This is a genomic window from Enterobacter cloacae complex sp. P6RS, from assembly GCF_014982245.1.
Lineage (GTDB): Bacteria > Pseudomonadota > Gammaproteobacteria > Enterobacterales > Enterobacteriaceae > Enterobacter > Enterobacter bugandensis.
Map to the genome: position 1 here is coordinate 16,569 of NZ_JADCLB010000041.1, position 18,193 is coordinate 34,761.

Annotated in this window: 24 protein-coding genes; 23 read left to right on the forward strand and 1 reads right to left on the reverse strand. The window is 52.2% G+C overall.

Features of this window, described 5'->3' with window-relative positions:
• Window positions 1-466 precede the first annotated feature (466 nt).
• From INF73_RS21535 to INF73_RS21550, 4 genes are all read left to right on the forward strand, one after another.
• Window positions 467-691 carry a class II holin family protein gene (locus INF73_RS21535; RefSeq protein WP_095451517.1) on the forward strand — a complete coding sequence of 75 codons (225 nt, stop codon included), beginning with the start codon at window positions 467-469 and terminating at the stop codon, window positions 689-691.
• Entirely contained in the window at window positions 669-1,163 is a 495-nt protein-coding gene (locus tag INF73_RS21540; RefSeq protein ID WP_193542480.1) for a lysozyme, read from the forward strand. The genes INF73_RS21535 and INF73_RS21540 overlap by 23 nt, the downstream gene beginning before the upstream one ends.
• Window positions 1,160-1,621, forward strand: coding sequence for a lysis protein (locus INF73_RS21545; protein WP_193542478.1), 462 nt, complete (start codon window positions 1,160-1,162; stop codon window positions 1,619-1,621). Before INF73_RS21540 ends, INF73_RS21545 begins: the two co-directional genes overlap by 4 nt.
• Before the next feature lie 136 nt (window positions 1,622-1,757).
• On the forward strand, window positions 1,758-2,237 hold the full coding sequence (locus INF73_RS21550) for a hypothetical protein (protein WP_106504038.1): 480 nt from the start codon (window positions 1,758-1,760) through the stop codon (window positions 2,235-2,237).
• Window positions 2,238-2,320: 83 nt separating this feature from the next.
• On the opposite strand, the gene INF73_RS21555 is transcribed toward INF73_RS21550, so the two are convergent.
• Window positions 2,321-2,773: a hypothetical protein gene (locus INF73_RS21555; protein ID WP_193542476.1), complete on the reverse strand. Its 453-nt coding sequence runs from the start codon at window positions 2,771-2,773 to the stop codon at window positions 2,321-2,323.
• A gap of 70 nt (window positions 2,774-2,843) precedes the next feature.
• Between INF73_RS21555 and INF73_RS21560 the strand changes: the two genes are divergently transcribed.
• From INF73_RS21560 to INF73_RS21650, 19 genes are all read left to right on the forward strand, one after another.
• Window positions 2,844-3,818 (forward strand): terminase small subunit, encoded by a 975-nt coding sequence (locus tag INF73_RS21560; protein WP_193542474.1) that lies wholly within the window; start codon window positions 2,844-2,846, stop codon window positions 3,816-3,818.
• Entirely contained in the window at window positions 3,796-5,103 is a 1,308-nt protein-coding gene (locus tag INF73_RS21565; protein ID WP_193542472.1) for a terminase large subunit domain-containing protein, read from the forward strand. Before INF73_RS21560 ends, INF73_RS21565 begins: the two co-directional genes overlap by 23 nt.
• A gap of 1 nt (window position 5,104) precedes the next feature.
• On the forward strand, window positions 5,105-6,493 hold the full coding sequence (locus INF73_RS21570) for a DUF4055 domain-containing protein (RefSeq protein ID WP_193542470.1): 1,389 nt from the start codon (window positions 5,105-5,107) through the stop codon (window positions 6,491-6,493).
• 1 nt (window position 6,494) lies between these two features.
• Window positions 6,495-7,592 carry a hypothetical protein gene (locus INF73_RS21575; RefSeq protein WP_193542468.1) on the forward strand — a complete coding sequence of 366 codons (1,098 nt, stop codon included), beginning with the start codon at window positions 6,495-6,497 and terminating at the stop codon, window positions 7,590-7,592.
• 80 nt (window positions 7,593-7,672) lie between these two features.
• Window positions 7,673-8,443: a hypothetical protein gene (locus INF73_RS21580; RefSeq protein ID WP_193542466.1), complete on the forward strand. Its 771-nt coding sequence runs from the start codon at window positions 7,673-7,675 to the stop codon at window positions 8,441-8,443.
• Between the two features lie 11 nt (window positions 8,444-8,454).
• The gene (locus tag INF73_RS21585; protein WP_193542464.1) at window positions 8,455-9,408 is read left to right on the forward strand and encodes a major capsid protein; all 954 of its coding nucleotides are present in this window, start codon (window positions 8,455-8,457) and stop codon (window positions 9,406-9,408) included.
• Between the two features lie 2 nt (window positions 9,409-9,410).
• Entirely contained in the window at window positions 9,411-9,689 is a 279-nt protein-coding gene (locus INF73_RS21590; RefSeq protein WP_218834434.1) for an Ig-like domain-containing protein, read from the forward strand.
• Window positions 9,690-9,725: 36 nt separating this feature from the next.
• Window positions 9,726-10,208 carry a DnaT-like ssDNA-binding protein gene (locus INF73_RS21595; RefSeq protein ID WP_111965030.1) on the forward strand — a complete coding sequence of 161 codons (483 nt, stop codon included), beginning with the start codon at window positions 9,726-9,728 and terminating at the stop codon, window positions 10,206-10,208.
• Between the two features lies 1 nt (window position 10,209).
• Window positions 10,210-10,560 carry a hypothetical protein gene (locus INF73_RS21600; RefSeq protein WP_193542462.1) on the forward strand — a complete coding sequence of 117 codons (351 nt, stop codon included), beginning with the start codon at window positions 10,210-10,212 and terminating at the stop codon, window positions 10,558-10,560.
• Window position 10,561: 1 nt separating this feature from the next.
• Window positions 10,562-11,146: a hypothetical protein gene (locus tag INF73_RS21605; protein ID WP_148400785.1), complete on the forward strand. Its 585-nt coding sequence runs from the start codon at window positions 10,562-10,564 to the stop codon at window positions 11,144-11,146.
• Window positions 11,143-11,553, forward strand: a complete 411-nt coding sequence (locus INF73_RS21610; RefSeq protein WP_193542460.1) for a DUF4128 domain-containing protein — start codon at window positions 11,143-11,145, stop codon at window positions 11,551-11,553. Before INF73_RS21605 ends, INF73_RS21610 begins: the two co-directional genes overlap by 4 nt.
• 66 nt (window positions 11,554-11,619) lie before the next feature.
• Window positions 11,620-12,291, forward strand: coding sequence for a phage tail protein (locus INF73_RS21615; protein WP_046092062.1), 672 nt, complete (start codon window positions 11,620-11,622; stop codon window positions 12,289-12,291).
• 64 nt (window positions 12,292-12,355) lie between these two features.
• The gene (locus tag INF73_RS21620; protein ID WP_193542458.1) at window positions 12,356-12,667 is read left to right on the forward strand and encodes a phage tail assembly chaperone; all 312 of its coding nucleotides are present in this window, start codon (window positions 12,356-12,358) and stop codon (window positions 12,665-12,667) included.
• Window positions 12,668-12,714: 47 nt separating this feature from the next.
• The gene (locus INF73_RS21625; RefSeq protein WP_050583638.1) at window positions 12,715-12,978 is read left to right on the forward strand and encodes a DUF1799 domain-containing protein; all 264 of its coding nucleotides are present in this window, start codon (window positions 12,715-12,717) and stop codon (window positions 12,976-12,978) included.
• On the forward strand, window positions 12,975-15,887 hold the full coding sequence (locus INF73_RS21630; protein ID WP_193542456.1) for a phage tail tape measure protein: 2,913 nt from the start codon (window positions 12,975-12,977) through the stop codon (window positions 15,885-15,887). Before INF73_RS21625 ends, INF73_RS21630 begins: the two co-directional genes overlap by 4 nt.
• A gap of 76 nt (window positions 15,888-15,963) precedes the next feature.
• Window positions 15,964-16,317, forward strand: coding sequence for a hypothetical protein (locus INF73_RS21635; protein WP_023617196.1), 354 nt, complete (start codon window positions 15,964-15,966; stop codon window positions 16,315-16,317).
• 56 nt (window positions 16,318-16,373) lie between these two features.
• Window positions 16,374-16,721 (forward strand): phage tail protein, encoded by a 348-nt coding sequence (locus INF73_RS21640; RefSeq protein WP_136343376.1) that lies wholly within the window; start codon window positions 16,374-16,376, stop codon window positions 16,719-16,721.
• The gene (locus INF73_RS21645; protein WP_193542454.1) at window positions 16,718-17,473 is read left to right on the forward strand and encodes a phage minor tail protein L; all 756 of its coding nucleotides are present in this window, start codon (window positions 16,718-16,720) and stop codon (window positions 17,471-17,473) included. Before INF73_RS21640 ends, INF73_RS21645 begins: the two co-directional genes overlap by 4 nt.
• A gap of 1 nt (window position 17,474) precedes the next feature.
• Window positions 17,475-18,188 carry a C40 family peptidase gene (locus tag INF73_RS21650; protein ID WP_063944172.1) on the forward strand — a complete coding sequence of 238 codons (714 nt, stop codon included), beginning with the start codon at window positions 17,475-17,477 and terminating at the stop codon, window positions 18,186-18,188.
• Window positions 18,189-18,193 lie beyond the last annotated feature (5 nt).

Here is an 18,193-nt window from a genome sequence, read left to right on the forward strand (position 1 = left end):
CGCCATTAGGCTATGAATGTTTATGGTGAAATAATTAACAGGCTATGTGCTTGAATTCTCCGAATAGAGTGGATGCGATGAATTATCTGTTAATTGAAGGTGCGTTCCAGTCAACTTCTCTCTGCAGGTATGCACACGTCTTTGCTGACTGGGGTAAGGGCACCGGGAAGTACCCGGTGCCATGATAGCAACAATACAGTTTCAAACTCCTTGAAAGTGTGCCTAAAAAGCAGGCTCTTTTTATGAATTTGCAAAATGCTGCTACGCTTGAAATGTGTGTTGAAGGTAACTGCCTGATGGTTCTCCTGAACCATTGTGAATCAGCCCGATACTGTCTCACTCTGGTCAGTTAGCAAAACTCACGACTACCTACCTTACTTACTAATAGTCACTCATTTGCCCGCTTTAAAAGAGCGGGTTTTTTTATTCTCCAGCATAGCACCCGCTAATATCGCGAGGTGAGAGTATGTATCGCATGGATAAATTAACCACGGGTGTTGCTTACGGTGCTTCATTCGGCAGCATCCTCAACAGCATACTGAATGCCTTCAGTCCCGAGCAGTGGAATGCTATCGGTGTGCTGGTGGGTATCATCGTTGCTGTACTGACGTACCTGACAAATCTCTATTTCAAGATCCGCGAAGATAACCGCAGCAGCAGGAGCCAAGATGAATACGACACTCAGAAATAAGCTGGTGGGTGCAATATTAGGCGGCTCCGGAGCAATCACTATTGCAGCTGTGATGCTGGGTAATGCTGATGGTCTGGAAGGGCGACGATATTACGCTTATCAGGATGTCGTTGGTGTCTGGACTGTTTGCGATGGGCACACCGGTGCCGACATTCGCCGCGGTCACCGCTACACCGACAAAGAGTGCGACAACCTACTGAAGGCAGATCTGCGAAAGGTGGCAAATTCCATCGACCCGCTGATCAAGGTTCGCATCCCTGAACCTACCCGTGCCGCGCTTTACTCCTTCGCCTATAACGTTGGCTCTGGTGCTTTCGCCAGATCCACGCTGCTGAAGAAGCTTAACTCCGGTGATGTGCCGGGAGCCTGCAAAGAGCTGCAGCGCTGGACATATGCCGGTGGCAAGCAGTGGAAGGGGCTGATCACTCGGCGTGAGATTGAGCGTGAAGTTTGCGAGTGGGGCCAGAAATGAGCCGGTTAACAGCAATCATCTGCGCTGTCGTTATCTGTCTGCTGGTTTCCATGACATGGGCGATTGAACACTACCGCGGCAACGCCATCACCTACAAAGACCAGCGCGATAAGACTACTGAGAAACTCAGCCTGGCGAATGCCACCATCAAAGATATGCAGACTCGGCAGCGAGATGTCGCTGCACTGGATGCTAAATACACGAAGGAGTTAGCCGATGCGAAATCTCAGCTTGAAGATCTGCAGCGTTGCGTTAGCTCTGGTAAGTGTGGGCTGCACGTCAACGCGAGATGTCCCGCGAACGGAACTGCCGACACCGGCGGCCTGGGCGATGCTACCAGCCCCCGACTTACTGACTCCGCTGAACGGGATTATTTTACCCTCAGAGAGCGAATTATCACAGTGACGAAGCAGGTTGGCTATTTGCAGGATTATATCAAAGGGCAGTGCCTCAGATAAGCTAGGACTGAAGGGATTCAAATAAAAAGGGAAAAACGCTGTAAACAAATCATTTTGTTTGGTGATAATGTTCTCCCCTTACTTTTTTGATTGGTATAGTGTAAACATGGAGATAGACCCAGTTTCAGTAGGTTCAATGGTCGCTGCGTTCGAATCTGCAAGATGGGCGTTTTGGTCTGTTGTGGTTTCAGCTGGCGCTGCATTCATCAGTTTAATAACCGCTATAGTAGCATTCTTTGCTTTGCGAACATGGAGGGATGAGGCTATTGAAACAGCAAAACGAGAATGGAAAAAATCGATAATTAATCTTACTATGAGATTGAGTTCAGCTTTCGGAACTGTAACCCATCAGAGGTCAAAGGCTTATGATGAATATCATAAAGAAGACCTCCGCGCTCTCATTGATGCGTCGGTTGCTTGCTGGTCGTCACTTCTAGTGACTTTGGAGCAGAATCCTCGACTAAGGCGAAATTTGTTAGAAAAATACGCTAAGGCCTACTTGGAATTCATAGAAATGTTCGATAATTATGAAGAAGGGAAATCAACAAGAGATCAAATTCTAATGAAAGTTCAGGAGTTGTATGTTTTCCCACCTGAGTTAAACGATTATTTCTAACCGCCTCAGGGCGGTTATTTATTGCCATCATCATAAAGTTGTCGATAATGATGGCATTGAGATTACTTGAAGGTCTAAAAAAATTAGTTGGTCGGTTTGTTGGATGCCGAATACGCTAATGGTAACGCTTCATTGATGTCATCTTTAAGTTTTATCAAATCATTTACCCTTGTTTGTAATTCCTGAATGGGAATAGGGTTTGTAGATCCATTCGCTGCTAAAACATTAAATGAACCGGTTTCATCTAAGGATAAAGCTGAATGCGCCAAAGTATTTCTGAATAGGCGGTGAGTTGTGTCGAATATGTTAAGAAGACTCAAAAGGGTGGCATGTTCACCAATATTTGGGTCAAGATTCACATTGTACCATTTCAGCTTTTCTGCTAGCGATTTATCTAACCAAGTGTTACTAACTTTTTTACCAGTGAAGAAAGATTGAGACATAGTGATAAACATGTCGATCTCTCCAGCGCATACAAGGTACTTACCTAGCAAGTGCTCTACTACTGTTCGGCGTGAAGTAGGTTGATGATTCATATTTTTTCCTTTCAATTGGTTCAATATTTATCGTCTCATTTTTTGGAAACATTAATAAAGGTTAAACATTATGGCAAAACCGGACTGGGGCGTGCTTCAGCAACGGTTCCTGTCCGAACATGCCGCAACCGGCGTATCACCAAGAGAATGGTGTGAAGCGCAGGGACTGAACTACGCGACTGCGCGCCGATACATCAAAAAGCCTTCAGCGCAAACTGCGCAGAAGATATTGAGCACTGCGCAGAAAGAACAAAGCGCAGAAGAGCTGGTGGAGATAATGCTTAGCGCGAAGGTAAAGCGCTTTATTGCTGAATATCTGAAGGACAATAACGCCACGGCAGCCGCTGCACGTGCTGGTTATAGTGACCCAAACTACGGGCGTCAGCTAATAGCGAATCCTAACGTTGCTCAGGCCATTGCGCAGCAGCAAAAAGCGTCTATTGCGCGCACGATTGGTAGTGCCGATGAAGTGCTCGCGCAAATGTGGCAGCTTGCTACCTTCGATGCCAATCAGCTTTCGCAGTATCGCCGCGGAGCGTGTCGTTACTGCTGGGGCTTCGGTCACCAGTATCAGTGGCGCGATGCAGTTGAGTTCGAAGAGAAGAGGCTCGAGGCTGTTGAACGTGACAGACGTGAACCTGAAGATTCTGGCGGTTACGGCTACGACCACAACAGAGAGCCTAACCCTGAATGCCCGCGCTGCAACGGCGATGGTATTGGCCAGCCTTACTTCCCGGACACCCGGAAACTCCCTCAAGTCTCACGGCTCGCTTACTCCGGCGTGAAGGTTGGCAAAAACGGCGTCGAAATCACAGCAATCAGCCGCGAGCGGATGTTCGAAGCGGTAATGAAGCGCCTTGGCCTGGCCGATAGCGAGTTCGCCCAGCGCCTGCAGCAGATTGAAATCGAGCGCCGGCAGCTGGAGATTGAGAAACTCCGTAAAGAGCTGGCCGGTGATAGTGACGACGACGAACCAACCCCAGTTCAAATCAATATCAACGTAGTGGACGCGAGGGCGGAAGATGGGGATCAGCCCGACACTTAACATTCCTCAGGCGCGTTTCCTCGCGATGCAGCACAAATTCAAAGCCTATGTTGCCGGGTTCGGTTCCGGTAAGACGTGGGTGGGTTGTGGCGGCATCTGTAAGGGGATGTGGGAACACCCTAAAATAAACCAGGGTTATTTCGCGCCGACGTACCCGCAGATTCGTGACATCTTCTACCCGACGATTGAAGAGGTGGCCTTTGACTGGGGCTTAAACGTCAAAATCAACGAGGGGAACAAAGAGGTTCACTTCTACGAGGGGCGACGATTCCGCGGGACCACAATCTGCCGCTCGATGGAGAAACCCGGCTCGATAGTCGGTTTCAAAATCGGTAACGCGATGGTGGATGAGCTGGACGTCATGGCAGCTGCCAAAGCGCAGCAGGCGTGGCGAAAAATCATCGCTCGAATGCGTTACAACATTCCCGGTCTAAGAAATGGAATTGACGTAACGACAACGCCGGAAGGGTTCAAGTTCGTCTACCAGCAGTTCGTAAAGGCGGTGCGTGAAAAACCTGAGCTTTCTGCTCTGTACGGTCTGATTCAGGCCAGCACGTTCGACAATGCGAAGAATTTACCACCTGATTACATCCCGTCGCTGCTGAGCTCTTATCCAGATGAACTGATTCAGGCGTATCTGCGCGGGAAGTTCACGAACCTTAATAGCGGGACCATTTACCACACATTCAACCGTAAACTGAATAACTGTTCTGACGAGATTCAGGATGTGGATCCGCTGTTCATTGGTATGGACTTCAACGTGGGAAAAATGGCCGCGATTGTTCACGTTAAGCGTAACGGTCTGCCGCGTGCGGTTCGTGAGCTGGTGAAGGTCTACGACACGCCGGCGATGATTAAGCGCATTCAGGAAGAGTTCTGGCGCTACGAGGATGGTCGCTACGTTAAAAGCAGGGAGATTTACATCTATCCGGATGCCTCTGGCGACTCACGCAAATCGCAGAACGCCAGCAAGACCGATATTGCCCAGCTTAATGATGCCGGGTTTAGCGTCATTGTTGATGATGCCAACCCGCCGGTTAAAGACCGTATCAACTCAATGAACGCCATGTTCTGCAACGCCAACGGAGAACGCCGCTATCTGGTGAACGTTCAGAACTGCCCGGTTTACACCGAGAGCCTCGAGCAGCAAATCTGGGCGGCCAATGGCGAACCAGACAAATCAGCTGATAACGATCACCCCAATGATGCTGGTGGGTACTTCATCGTGAAGGATTACCCCATCGTGAAACCGGCATACTCAATCACCATGGATACCACTTTCTGATATGGCAAACGACGACATCACCTGGGTTCGACCAGAACACCGGGCGGCTTCTGCTGCCTGGAGGAAATACAGGGACTTCTGCAAAGGAGCTGAGGCCGTAAAAGCGGCGGGTAATAAGTATCTGCCTTATCTCGACCCAACCGATAAATCCACACGCAATCGCAAGCGCAATGAGGACTATCTAAGCCGTGCGGTGTTCTACGCCATTGCAGGTAATACGAAGATCGGCATGCTTGGGATGGCGTATCGCAAGGACCCCACGTTTAACGGTCCGGACAAGCTGAAGTACCTGCTGGACAACGCTGACGGGGCCGGAACCAGCATCTATCAGCAGTCACAGCTGGTGGCCGAGAACGTGCTGGAAGTTGCGCGTGAGGGGCTTTATGTCGATTACGCTGCAGAATCCGATGAAGCAATCATCCTTCGCTACCCGGCAGAGAACATCATTAACTGGCGGACGAAGCGTATCAACGGGCGCGATCAACTGGTGCTGGTGGTCCTGCGCGAATGCGTAGAAGAGCCGGATGGTTATGCTTACAAGGATGAAATACAGTACCGCGAGCTGGCGCTGGAAGAAGGGCGGTTCATATGCCGCGTATGGCGCCGGGCTGGTGGCACCGCAAGCGGAACCTACACCGTTGATAGTGAGTACCACCCTAAGCCGAAAGGAAATGACTTCTGGGATGAAATCCCGTTCACCTTTGTCGGCGCCCAGAACAACGATCCCACTATTGATGACTCTCCGCTGGCTGCGCTGGTGGAAATAAACCACGGTCATTACCGTAACAGTGCTGACTATGAAGACAGCGTGTGGTTCTGTGGCCAGGTGCAGCCGTACATGACCGGGCTTGATACCAACTGGCGCGATCACCTCGAGAAGAAGGGCGTGAAAATTGGTTCCCGATCACCGCTTTTGCTTCCCAAGGAGGGCTCGTTTGGCTATGCCCAGGCGCAGCCCAACATGCTGGCTAAAGAGGCCATGGACAGCAAGCGCGATTACATGGTGCAGCTTGGCGCCCGCCTGATTGAGCAGAACGCCACGGCGAAGACTGCCACCCAGGCAAGCGGTGAGCAAACATCATCAACATCCGTGCTCGGTATCTGCGTTTCAAACGTTTCTGAGGCCTACACGCTGGCGCTTGGCTTGTGTGCAAAATATCTCGGCATCAAGGGTGAATCGACGAGCTACACGATCAACCAGGAATTCATCGCGAAAGTAGCCGAGTCAGGCATGGTGACGGCAATCGTCAATGCCTGGCAGTCCGGTGCGCTGCGCGATAGCGATATGATTCGAGCATTACAGAAGCTCGATCTCATTGACCCGGCCGACAGTCCTGACGAGGTTATTGATACGCTTCGCAATCAGGCACCAACGCTGACCGAGGGCTAATATGGCAACCGTGAACGAAAGCCTGCGGGATGAGGCTATTGCTCATTCCGTCTGGATTAGCCGCTACGCTACGGGCGTGGCAAACCGGATGGTGAAGTCGCTTAACGAGACGGATGCTGACCTGTCGGCACGTCTGCTCGATGCGCTGGACAGATTGCCTCTTGAGAGCTTCACCGTTAGCCGTTTGCAGAGTTTACTGGGCAGCGTGCGCGAGCTTAACCATCAGGCCGTAGCCACAATGCAGTCAGGGCTCGAGAATGAGCTGGTGGCGCTGGCAAAGAGCGAGGCCAGTTATCAGCTGAGCCTGTTCGATTCCCTTCTGCCATCACAGGTCCTGTCTCACTACCCGCTGCAGGGCATCACCGCCGATATGGTGTATGCCGCAGCGATGGCGCAGCCCTTTCAGGGGCGACTGCTGAGTGAGTGGGCGGATAATCTGGAATCGGACAGGCTGGCGCGGATCGTGAATGCCGTACGTCGGGGGTATCTTGCCGGCGACACGGTAGAGACTATCGCGCGCAGTGTTCGCGGCCACGCCAATAAAGATTATCGCGACGGCGCACTGCAGATAAGCAGGGCAAATGCCGCCAGCATCGCTAAAACAGCCGTGAATCATCTGGCTGCCACAGCACGCAACAGCTTCACCAGTGCCAACAGCGATATTGTGAAAGGTAAACAGTGGCTATCTACGCTGGACAATAAAACAAGCCATGACTGCATTATTCGTGACCTGCTGCGCTACACCCTCGATAACAAACCGGTCGGGCATAAGGTGCCTTATCTACAGGGACCCGGGAAGATTCATTTCTGCTGCCGTTCTACTGAAACCCTGATCCTCAAGTCATGGCGAGAACTCGGCATCGATATCGACGAGATGGACGAGGGGACTCGTGCCAGCATGGATGGACAGGTACCGGGGAAAACCTCGTATCTGGAATGGCTCGCACGCCAGTCGGCACAACGCCAGGATCAGGTTCTGGGTGCCGAGCGTGGCCGTCTGTTCCGCGCGGGTGAAATCGACCTGGCTGATATGTTCACTGACAAAGGCGAATGGATTAGCCTGGAACGTCTGAAGCAGCTCTCAGGCACAGACAACTAATAATCACATCTTACTTCACGCCCTGGCATCCGCCGGGGCTTTTTTATGGGCGAGGCCCGGCAAAATCCCGAGGGGAAATTATGTTAATCCGAAACATGCTTCTGAAATATTACGCACCTGAAAGCGGCGGTGAGGGCGGCGGTGGCGGTGGTATCGAAATCACTCCTGAAATCCAGAAGCTGATTGATGAGCGCGTGACCAGCGAAGTCACTGGCCTCAAAACGAAAAATAGTGAACTGCTGGGCACCATTAAACAGCAGAAAGAAAACCTGTCCCGCTTTGAAGGTATCGATCCAGACGCTGTGCGCGGCATTCTCCAGCGTTTTTCCGACGACGAAGAGGCAAAGCTGATTGCCGCCGGAAAAATCGATGAGGTGCTCGATAAGCGCACCGAGCGTCTGCGTGCTGACGTTGATAAGCAGATTAAAGCCGCAAATGAACGCGCGGACAAAGCCGAAGCGTTCTCCAACAAATTCCGGGATCGAGTTCTGGGCGATGCAATCCGTGCAGCAGCGTCAAAAGCTGGCGCGCTGCCGGAAGCATCGGACGATCTGATTCTGCGTGCCAAAGGCACATTCCAGCTCAACGACGAAGGCGAGGCCGTAGCAGTTGATGCAAATGGCGATGTTCTGTTCGGTAAAGACGGCAAAACCCCACTGAGCCCGCTTGAGTGGGCGGAGTCCCTTAAGGAGACGGCTCCGCATCTGTTCCCACGCGCAGAAGGTACCGGCGCGGGCGGACACAAACCAAACAGTGGTGGCAGCCTCAAACGTTCCGAAATGAGCGCCAGCGATAAAGCGGACTACATCCGCAAACACGGCCAGCAGGCCTTCCTCAAACTTCCGAAATAAGGGATTAACCCATGTCTACCACTGTTAATACCGACCTGATTATTTATGACGACCTGGCGCAGACCGCTTTCCTTGAGCGCCGCCAGGACAACTTGGCAATTTTCAACGCGTCCTCCAACGGAGCGATCCTTCTGGATAACGAGCTGATTGAAGGCGATTTCCGCAAGCGAGCGTTCTACAAGGTGGGCGGCTCTATTGAATCGCGCAATGTGAACTCTGTCGATAAAGTCACAGGTAAAAAAATCGGTGCCGGTGAAGCGGTATCCGTTAAGGCGCCATGGAAATACGGCCCATATGAAACCACGGAAGAGGCCTTTAAACGCCGCGGCCGCTCCGTTGATGAGTTCTCCGAAGTGATCGGCGTGGATGTCGCAGATGCAACGCTGGAGGGCTACGTGAAATACGGCCTGAAAGCGCTGACTGCGGCGATTGGTGCTAACGCCGACATGGTCGTAACCGCCGATATTGAGACCGACGGTAAAAAGACCCTGACACGCGGCCTGCGCAAATACGGGGACAAGTTTAACCGCGTGGTCCTGTTCGTTATGCACTCTGCCACCTACTTCGACATTGTTGATGAGGCGATTGCCAACAAAATCTACGAAGAAGCGGGCGTGGTGGTTTACGGCGGGCAGCCAGGCACGCTGGGTAAACCTGTGCTGGTGACCGACACCATGGACGCTGATGCGATCCTTGGGCTGGTGGCTGGTGCGGTTACCGTCACCGAGTCTCAGGCGCCGGGCTTCCGTTCCTACGATATCAACGATCAGGAAAACCTTGCGGTTGGCTATCGTGCTGAAGGCGTGGTGAACGTTGATCTGCTGGGCTACAGCTGGGATACCGCCAAAGGTGATAACCCTGACCTGACCGCCATCGGCACTGCTGGCAACTGGAAGAAACACTTCACCAGCAACAAATCTACGGCAGGCGTGCTGATCAAACTGGAATCCGCGGTGGGGGAGTAACGCTGTCAGCGGATAAAACCTCCGCAACTGCTGACAGCACAGACGCGGTAACTGTTTCTCTAAAGTACACGCTGAATGGCTCCGGTGTATCCGGTAAAACCGTCGCGTGGACGTCCACAGGTGGCACGCTTAGCACGGCCAGTTCTCAGACTGGATCAGCTGGTGGTGCAACGGTGAAACTCACATCAGACGCAGCTGGAACCTTCACGGTAACCGGTACTGTAGATGGAGTGGCGAAAACCACTGAAGAGATCACCTTCACTGCGCCTTCCGGGGAATAACGAATGGGGCGAAAGCCCCATAAACAGGATGATTCGATGGTCAATACCGATATCACCTCTCCTGATGCCAACAGCTACGCCAGTGAAGAGGATCTTGCCTCATTTGCGGAAATACGCGGCATTGAACTGCCTGACAAGCTCACACCTTTGTTGATTAAGGCCATGGATTACCTGGACGGTCTGGACTGGGTTGGCTCAAAAGCTGACCCGAGACAGGCTCTGGCATGGCCACGCGTGAATGTCGTTCTGGATGAACATGATTTCCCGCCGGATGAAGTTCCACGGCAGGTTATAACCGCACAGTGCATGCTGGCGGTAGAGGCAATCGACGGCGATTTACTCTCCAGCGTGCGCGAAGCCGCTGTGAAAACTGAACGTGTGGAAGGTGCTGTCACCATGACCTATGCGGTCGCAGATGGTGAAGTCTTCACGCCGTCCTATCCTGCCGTTATGGCGCTGCTGGGCGACCTCGCTGGTGGTCGTGGTTACGCCATCAATGCATTTGCTGAGAGGGCCTGATATGGCGATTGATTACCAACGTATGCAGGCCAGAACGACCCGCATGCTCAGGCAGAACGGCGCGACGTACAACGTCAACCGTAAAGGCTCGGTAACGGTTATCGGCGGCGTTGAGCATAAAACTGAAGCGGTCCGTTTTACTGCTGTGGGCGTGAAGACCGAATACGCGCCGGGCGAAATTGATGGAACGGTCATCGTTAACGGCGACGTGCAGATTGTTTTTACGTCAGAGCAGGAAATTAAAATCGGCGATGTGGTTGATATTGACGGCACAGCCTACCGTGTTGTCAAACCGAATCCGGTAAAACCTGCCGTGCTGGTGCTCTGCTACAAAGTGCAACTGAGGGCTTAGCATGGGCGAGAACGCGGCTTTCCTGGCTGAAATCACGGCTTTCGTTAACAAGGCGAAAACGAATCAGGAAGCAGTGGTGCGCGCCGTCGGAATCAAAATTCTTAACCAGCTGGTGGTGATGTCTCCAGTGGGCAACCCGGAGTTGTGGGAAGTTAACCAGACATCCGTTTCCTATAATCGCGCTGTTTTCGACCACAACGAGGCGCAGCGCGCCAATCCCGACAACCTGACCAAAACCGGGCGACTGAAGAAAAAAGCCCGGGTGGTGGATGGGATGGATATCAAAGCACCGCCGGGGTATACGGGCGGACGCTTTCGCGGTAACTGGCAGATATCGTTTGATGCTCCGACAACTGACGAAACAGGGCGAATAGACAAGACCGGCGACCTGACCAAAGCGGCCGGGAACTACACGCTGTCGCTCTTCAAAGTCGGGATGAAGGCCATTTATTTCTGCAACAACGTGCCCTATGCCTACCCGCTTGAAATGGGGCATTCCACACAGGCTCCGGGCGGCATGGTCCGCATAACTGCAGCTGAGTTTCAGCGATTTTTTGAGGATGCAGTAAGGGAGGTGACTAAATGATCCCCGATATCGCGACGGCGCTGGCCGCCAGGCTCGGCGAGTGGGCTGATGCTGAAGGGATCCCAGTTGCCTGGGAAAACGTGCCTTTCACACCGCCATCTGATGGGCTCTATCTTGCTGTCCATGACATGCCCGCCACGCCGCGTACGGTAGACCTTGGGTTGCGCTGCCGCATTTATTCAGGTGTATACCAGATTAACGTTGTGGCCCCAGCCGGTACAGGCCGTACCGATGTTGTGGCCCTGGCTGATCGCGTGGCTGAATTGTTCCCCGAGGGGCAGGAGATTGAAGGCAGGGGTTTTGCATGCTGGATAGATCAAACGCCTGGTGTTTTCCGCGGGATCACTACATCTGTCTCTTATACTGTTCCCGTGAGTCTCAATTATCGAGCTGATATCTCCAGCTAATCCTTGCAACCTTCTAAACCTGACCGGCACTTTGCCGGTTTTCCCGTTTCTAAAGGAGTAACCAATATGGGCTTTGCATTGCCTAACGGCGCTCACGTCTATCTGGCATCGGGTTATGGCCCAGCCATTACTTTCACCGGGGCGACGAACGCCGAAAATATGGTGATCACCGTGAGTGAAGCGGACGCACTCAAGGTGGGTGATATTGTTCATGTGAACTGCAACTGGTCCGGTGTTGATAACGTCATTGCAAAAATTGATGCGATTGCCGAAAGCGCCGTAACTCTTCGCAATATCAATACCACCAACAAAAACAAATATGCCGCTGGTGGCGGTACCGGTTCGATCCGCAAGGTGCTTGAATGGACCGAACTGCCGCAAATTACTGAGGTCTCGAAATCTGGTGGCGATCAGAACACCACACAGATTCAGTTCCTGAGCGATGATCGCCAGCGCAACCTGAATACTTATAAATCCGCTGTCTCTCAGACCTACTCGATCGCTCACGACTCAACTCTCCCGGTATATCCGTTGCTGCGCCAACTGGACGAAGACGAAGAGACGGTTGCGGCTTACATGTACGTGCCGAAGGCGAAGGAAAACCGTTACTGGGCGGCCACGGCGTCCTTTGACGATACGCCAACTACTGCGGTTAACGAGGTAGAGACAGTAAGTGTGGTACTGAACCTGCAGTCACCGGCGATGACGTTCTACAAGGTGACTGACGCTGCCGCCTAGCCGTCAGAGCTTTTACTATTCCATGCCTCCCATTGTGGAGGCTTTTTTCCGTTAAGAGGTATCGATGGCGACCAAATTCACTCTTCAGCCCAAACCAACATTTAAGGCCAATGTCTCGATCCCCCGGGCCGGCGATGAGGATGGCGTGCTGACGTTCACGTTTAATCACAAACCACTTAAAGATCTGGCTGACCTGGAAAAACTCGAAGGCAAAACCGCCACTGATTTTCTGATGGAAATCATTTCAGGCTGGGCACTTCCCGATGCTTTCAACGCGGAAAACCTGTCGGTGCTGCTGGAAAACTATCCGGCGGCAATGAAGGCAATCCCGGAAACCTACTACCGCGAGCTGATGGGGCAGCGCGAAAAAAACTGATAGCGGTTGCCTCTGCGTTCTATACGCCTGAACCCACAGCGGCAGACCTGGCGCCTTACGGGCTTACGCCGGATGACTATGACGATCATTTCGTAGATGTCTGGCCAGATGTATGGCCTTCATTCCTGGTGTTTCAGGCTGTCAGTACGCAGTGGCGCACGGGCATGGGTGGTGCATCAGGGCTTGATTACAACGTGCTGCCCTGGGTAATGCGCCTGCACCACGTCGAGGACGAGGCAACCGCACTTTCGGACATCCGAATCATGGAGAGCGCCGCACTAAAAGTTATGCATAAAGAGAGGGCGGAATGAGTAACGATATCGCCACGATTTCCCTGCGCGTAAATACCACTGAGCTGGAGCGCGGTAACCAGGCACTGGATCGCTTTCAGGAGACCGCGTCCGCCGCGGCAGGCAAAGCGGATGACCTGAACAGCACGTTCCGCACCGGTATCGATAACCAGAAGAAAAACAGCGAAAGCCTGAAGCAGCAGCGTCAGGAATTGCAGAACCTGCTGAATAAAATCAGCCCGGTAAACAAGGCACTGGATGAACTGGACACTATCCAAGAGAGCCTGGCGAAGTTTCGCAGCAAAGGGCTGGTAGGGGATGAAGACTTTACTCGCTACAACAGCGTGCTTGAGACGACCCGAGCTAAACTGGCGCAGGTCATGGAGTCTGAGACCGCAGAGGGGCGGGCTCGCATTGAGCAGGCTCAGGCAGCGCAGCGTGCCGCTGCGGCGGGCAAAACCTTTATCGATTCGCTGGAAGAGCAGGTCACAGCAATCGGAAAAACTCGCGCAGAACTGTTAGAGCTAAAAGCAGCCCAACTCGGCGTATCCGATCGTGCTGCACCAATGATCGCAAAGCTGAAAGAGCAGGAAGAAGCATGGAAGTCTGGGGCTATCAGCGCGGGCCAATATCGCAATGCTATGCGTTATCTACCGATGCAAATGACCGACATTGTGACTTCACTGGCTTCCGGTATGCCGGTTTATATGGTTGCTATTCAGCAGGGCGGTCAGCTCCGTGACTCGTTTGGCGGTGTAGGCAATGCGCTGAAAGCGATGTTGTCGATGGTGACCCCTGCACGAGTGGCAATTGGCGGCCTGGCCGGTGCTGTACTGATTGCGGCGAAAGCGGGGTCGGACTACTTCACCGCCTACGACGAAATCAACAAGGCCATTATCAGGACTGGCAACATTGCCGGCACGTCAGCGCTTCAGGTTTTGGCTTCCTCTCAGTCTATTGCTGCCTCTACTGGCGCGACTGTAGGAACCGTTCAAAGTTTGATGACTGAGCTGGTTGGCATGGGATCGCTGACACAGAAGCAACTTGAAAAAGCAGCGGGCTCCACGGCGCTGGCGGTTCAGACCGGTATAGTCTCGGCGCAGGACATCACCAAAGCCTATAAGGACATCGAAAAAGACCCTGTTAAAGCGCTGCAAAGTCTCAACGAACAATATAATTTCCTGACAGTTTCACAACTTAAGCATGTTGACGATCTGATCAAGCAAAAGGACCAGACCGCGGCCGTTACGCACGCTATGGACCTGTTTGGCGATACGATGGCAAAACGCGGAGAGCAGGCTTACGAATCGCTGACGCCGTTTGGCCGCCTGTGGCTGGATATCAAGGGCTGGGCGTCTGAGGCCATGCAGAGTATCGGTCAGTGGGTAGCAGAGCTGGCATCAAACACACTGAAGGAATTCAACGCAATTTATTACAGCGTTGCGATCGTTTTCCAGAAGCTGAACCAGATCATTTCTTCCTCTATCGCTGCCGCGATTAACCTCGTTCCCGACTGGGCGAAAACAGATACCTTGCAGGGATGGCAGGACTACAACGAACAAATGGCCGGCGCTTATGGCGACAGCATTTCTCAGCTGAAAAAAGACTGGGATGCGGCTGATATAAGTGCAGGTAAATACCTCGATACGACCATAAAGATAAGTACCGCAACCACCCAGAAGGATCGGGAAGGAGTCGCTTCTTTTGGTAAAAAGACCAAAACCGGAAAGCAGGGCACATTATCGGCTGGCGATCGCAGCACGGATGCTGCCCAGGCCGAGCTGCTGGCGCTTCAGGCACAATTACGCGCGCTGCAGCAGCATAAAGGGCTGAACGACACTATCAGCCAGCAGCGCAAAGATCTGTGGACGACTGAAGCAAAATTTCAGGTGCTGGAGGAGGCCACGCGTTCACGTTCACTGACAAAGCAGGAGAAATCCCTGCTGGCGAGTAAAGACCTGGTGCTTCAGTTGGCACGGCAGAAAGCACTGCTAGGTGATCAGATTACCGCACAGGAACAGCTGAACAAGCGAATGGATACCTCACAGAAATACGTCACTCAGATGGCAGAGAAGCAGGCTTCATTAGTGAACGGTGCCGGGATGAGTGACCGTCAGGCACAACGTGAACTCGCGAAAAGTCAGCTTGCCGCTGGCTGGAAGAATGCTGGAGGTTCGCTTGATGATGAGGGATACCAGAAGCAGCTCAAAGCGGCGAATGATTACTATGATGCAGAGGACAGGTTGCGTGACGACTGGTTGACCGGCGCGAAAAAGGGCTGGGCTGAATTTGAGGACAGCGCGACTAATGTTTACTCGCAGGTGCAGACGATTACCAGCAATGCGTTCACCGGGATGGCCAGCACACTTACTGACTTTTTTACTACTGGTAAATCTAACTTCTCAGATTTTCTGACTACCTTCCTGAAGGGCATCGCCCAGATGCTGACGCAACTGGCTCTGGTTAATGGAATGAAGTCAGCCTTTGGTGGAACGGGTATCGGGGCGTTTTTTGGTTTCTCTGGTGGCGGTCTGGTGCCGAGATTCGATAGCGGCGGTTACACCGGTGGTGGCGGTAAATACCAACCGAAAGGCGTAGTTCACGGTGGTGAGTTTGTCTTTACGAAGGAAGCGACCAGTGCGCTGGGTGTCGGCAATCTCTATGCGCTTATGCGTGGAGCTCAGGGGTATGCAAACGGCGGTTATGTTGGCACAGCCCCAATGTATGGGCTGCAATCGAATGCAGCTGGTGGCGTAACCGTTCAAACTTCCGTGATCGTTCATAACCAGAACACTCAGCAGCAGACTTCTGGTGACAACGACGCTATTTCGCGGGCCTACAAGCAGACCATTGATCAGTCAGTGCGCGCAGGTATTGCCAAACAGCTCCAGCCTGGTGGTCTCATCTGGAATGCAACAAAATCAAGATAAGACGAATCGGTGTTTTTTTTGATCATATTATTCATCATGTTAAGATGTTTCCGATTGCAATCAAAGGAAACGCAAAATGAAGAAGGTAGTGGCTTTAGCTGTTGGGGCTTTAATGTTGTCTGGCTGTACTGTTCGTGTTGCTGATATGACCGTTGGTAGTACCAAAAATTACAACCTGAACGCAGCTAAGTTTGAAAAAGGTCAACGTGTGACTGGTGAAGACAAAGCTCCAATTGTTATTTTCCCGTTGGGCATTCCAAGCGTTAAAACTGCAATGGATCGGGCTATTGAAAAAGATAAGTGTTCCGTAGGCTTAAGCGACGTTGTTATTTATCAATTAAACCACGCATTTCTGTTCGGCACATATGGTTACCGTGTTGAAGGCACGCAGATTATCGACAAATCTCAGCTTGGTTGTGAAACCCGCTAATTTCCTTCTCATACTGTCACAAGCCACCCTCGGGTGGCTTTTTTTATGGAGCAAACATGGCCTTAGAAACGTTCACCTGGCGAACCCAGATTCAGGCGGGAATGGAAGGGGAGCTCACTTACACTACACGCTCTGCATCCTTTGGAGACGGCTTTGAACAGATCGCCGGTGAAGGCATCAACCCTGAAAAACAGTCATGGCCGATGACCTTAACGGGAAAAAAGGCAGAGATGCTCGATGCGCTGAGTTTTTGCCGCAAGCACATCACAAAATCCTTTATCTGGACCTCTCCTGTTGGCGAAACCGGTTTATACCGGATTGAAGCTGATTCCATTAAAGCCCAGCCGCTATCCAGCAAAGTGATGACCATAAAAGCAACCTTCAAACAGGCATACGCACCATGATTACTGAAGATTATCAACGCCTCGAACCGGGTGAAAAAATACGTCTTCTTGAAGTAGACGGTTCTGCGTTTGGTCTGGACGACGTTCTGCGCTTTCACGCTTATAACCTCCCGCATACTGAAGAAGAGATTGCGGCTGCTGGTGGCGACGAATCAAAGTTAAAGGCGAAGAGTATCTGGTGGCAGGGCGAAGAGTATGGTGCCTGGCCATATAAGCTCGAGGGACTGGAAGCTTCAACCGATGGCAGTAGCGCCCAGCCGACGCTCACCGTTGCCAACATTGACAGTTCTATCACTGCGCTCTGTCTGGCCTATGACGATATGCTGCAGGCCAAAGTTACGATTCATGACACTTTTGCGCATTACCTGGATGAGCGCAATTTCCCGGATGGAAATCCAACAGCAGATCCCTTGCAGGTGAGAAAGCGGGTTTTCTATATCGACGGTAAAAATAGCGAGCTTCCCGGTGAAAGTATCGAGTTTGTTCTTACCAGCCCGATGGATCTGCAGGGGTTGATGATCCCGACCAGGCAGCTTCATTCCCTGTGTACCTGGTGCATCCGGAATAAGTACCGCACCGGCGATGGGTGCGATTATACGGGCACGCTTTACTTCGACAAAAACAACAATCCGGTAAGCGATCCCTCATTGGATGAATGTAACGGCACGCTCACCGCCTGCAAGCTTCGGTTTGGTGAACACAATGAACTTCCTTTCGGTGGTTTTCCTGGAACATCTTTGATCAGGAGTTAACATGCGTCAGAAAACAATTCAGGACATCCTGGTGCATGCCGCGAAAGAATATCCCCGCGAATGCTGTGGTGTAATAGCGCAGAAAAGTCGGGTGGAACGCTATTTCCCATGCCGTAATCTGGCTGCCGAACCAACGGAACAGTTTCACCTTTCGCCAGAGGATTACGCTGCTGCTGAAGACTGGGGGACGATAACGGGAATCGTACATAGCCACCCCGACGCGACGACCCAACCAAGCGAACTGGACAAGGCTCAATGCGATGCAACGTTGCTGCCCTGGCATATTGTCAGTTGGCCTGAAGGAGACTTTCGCACCATTACTCCCCGCGGTGAATTACCGTTGCTCGGGCGCCCGTTTGTGCTCGGACACTACGACTGTTGGGGCCTAGTGATGAGCTATTTCCGGCAGGAGCATGGGATCGAGCTTAAGGATTACCGTGTAGATTATCCTTGGTGGGAGAACGACTACCCGGACAACTTCTATCAGGATTGCTGGTACGAGTGTGGTTTCCGTGAATTCAGTGGATCACCGATGTCGGGCGATCTGATCATCATGCAGGTGGAATCGAATAAGTGGAACCATTCAGGAATCTTACTGGAGGGGAACATGCTTCTGCATCATCTATATGGACATCTTAGCCAGCGAGTACCCTATGGTGGGTATTGGCGTGAGAGGACAAACAAAATCCTTCGCCATCAATCGAAGTTTAGATAATAATG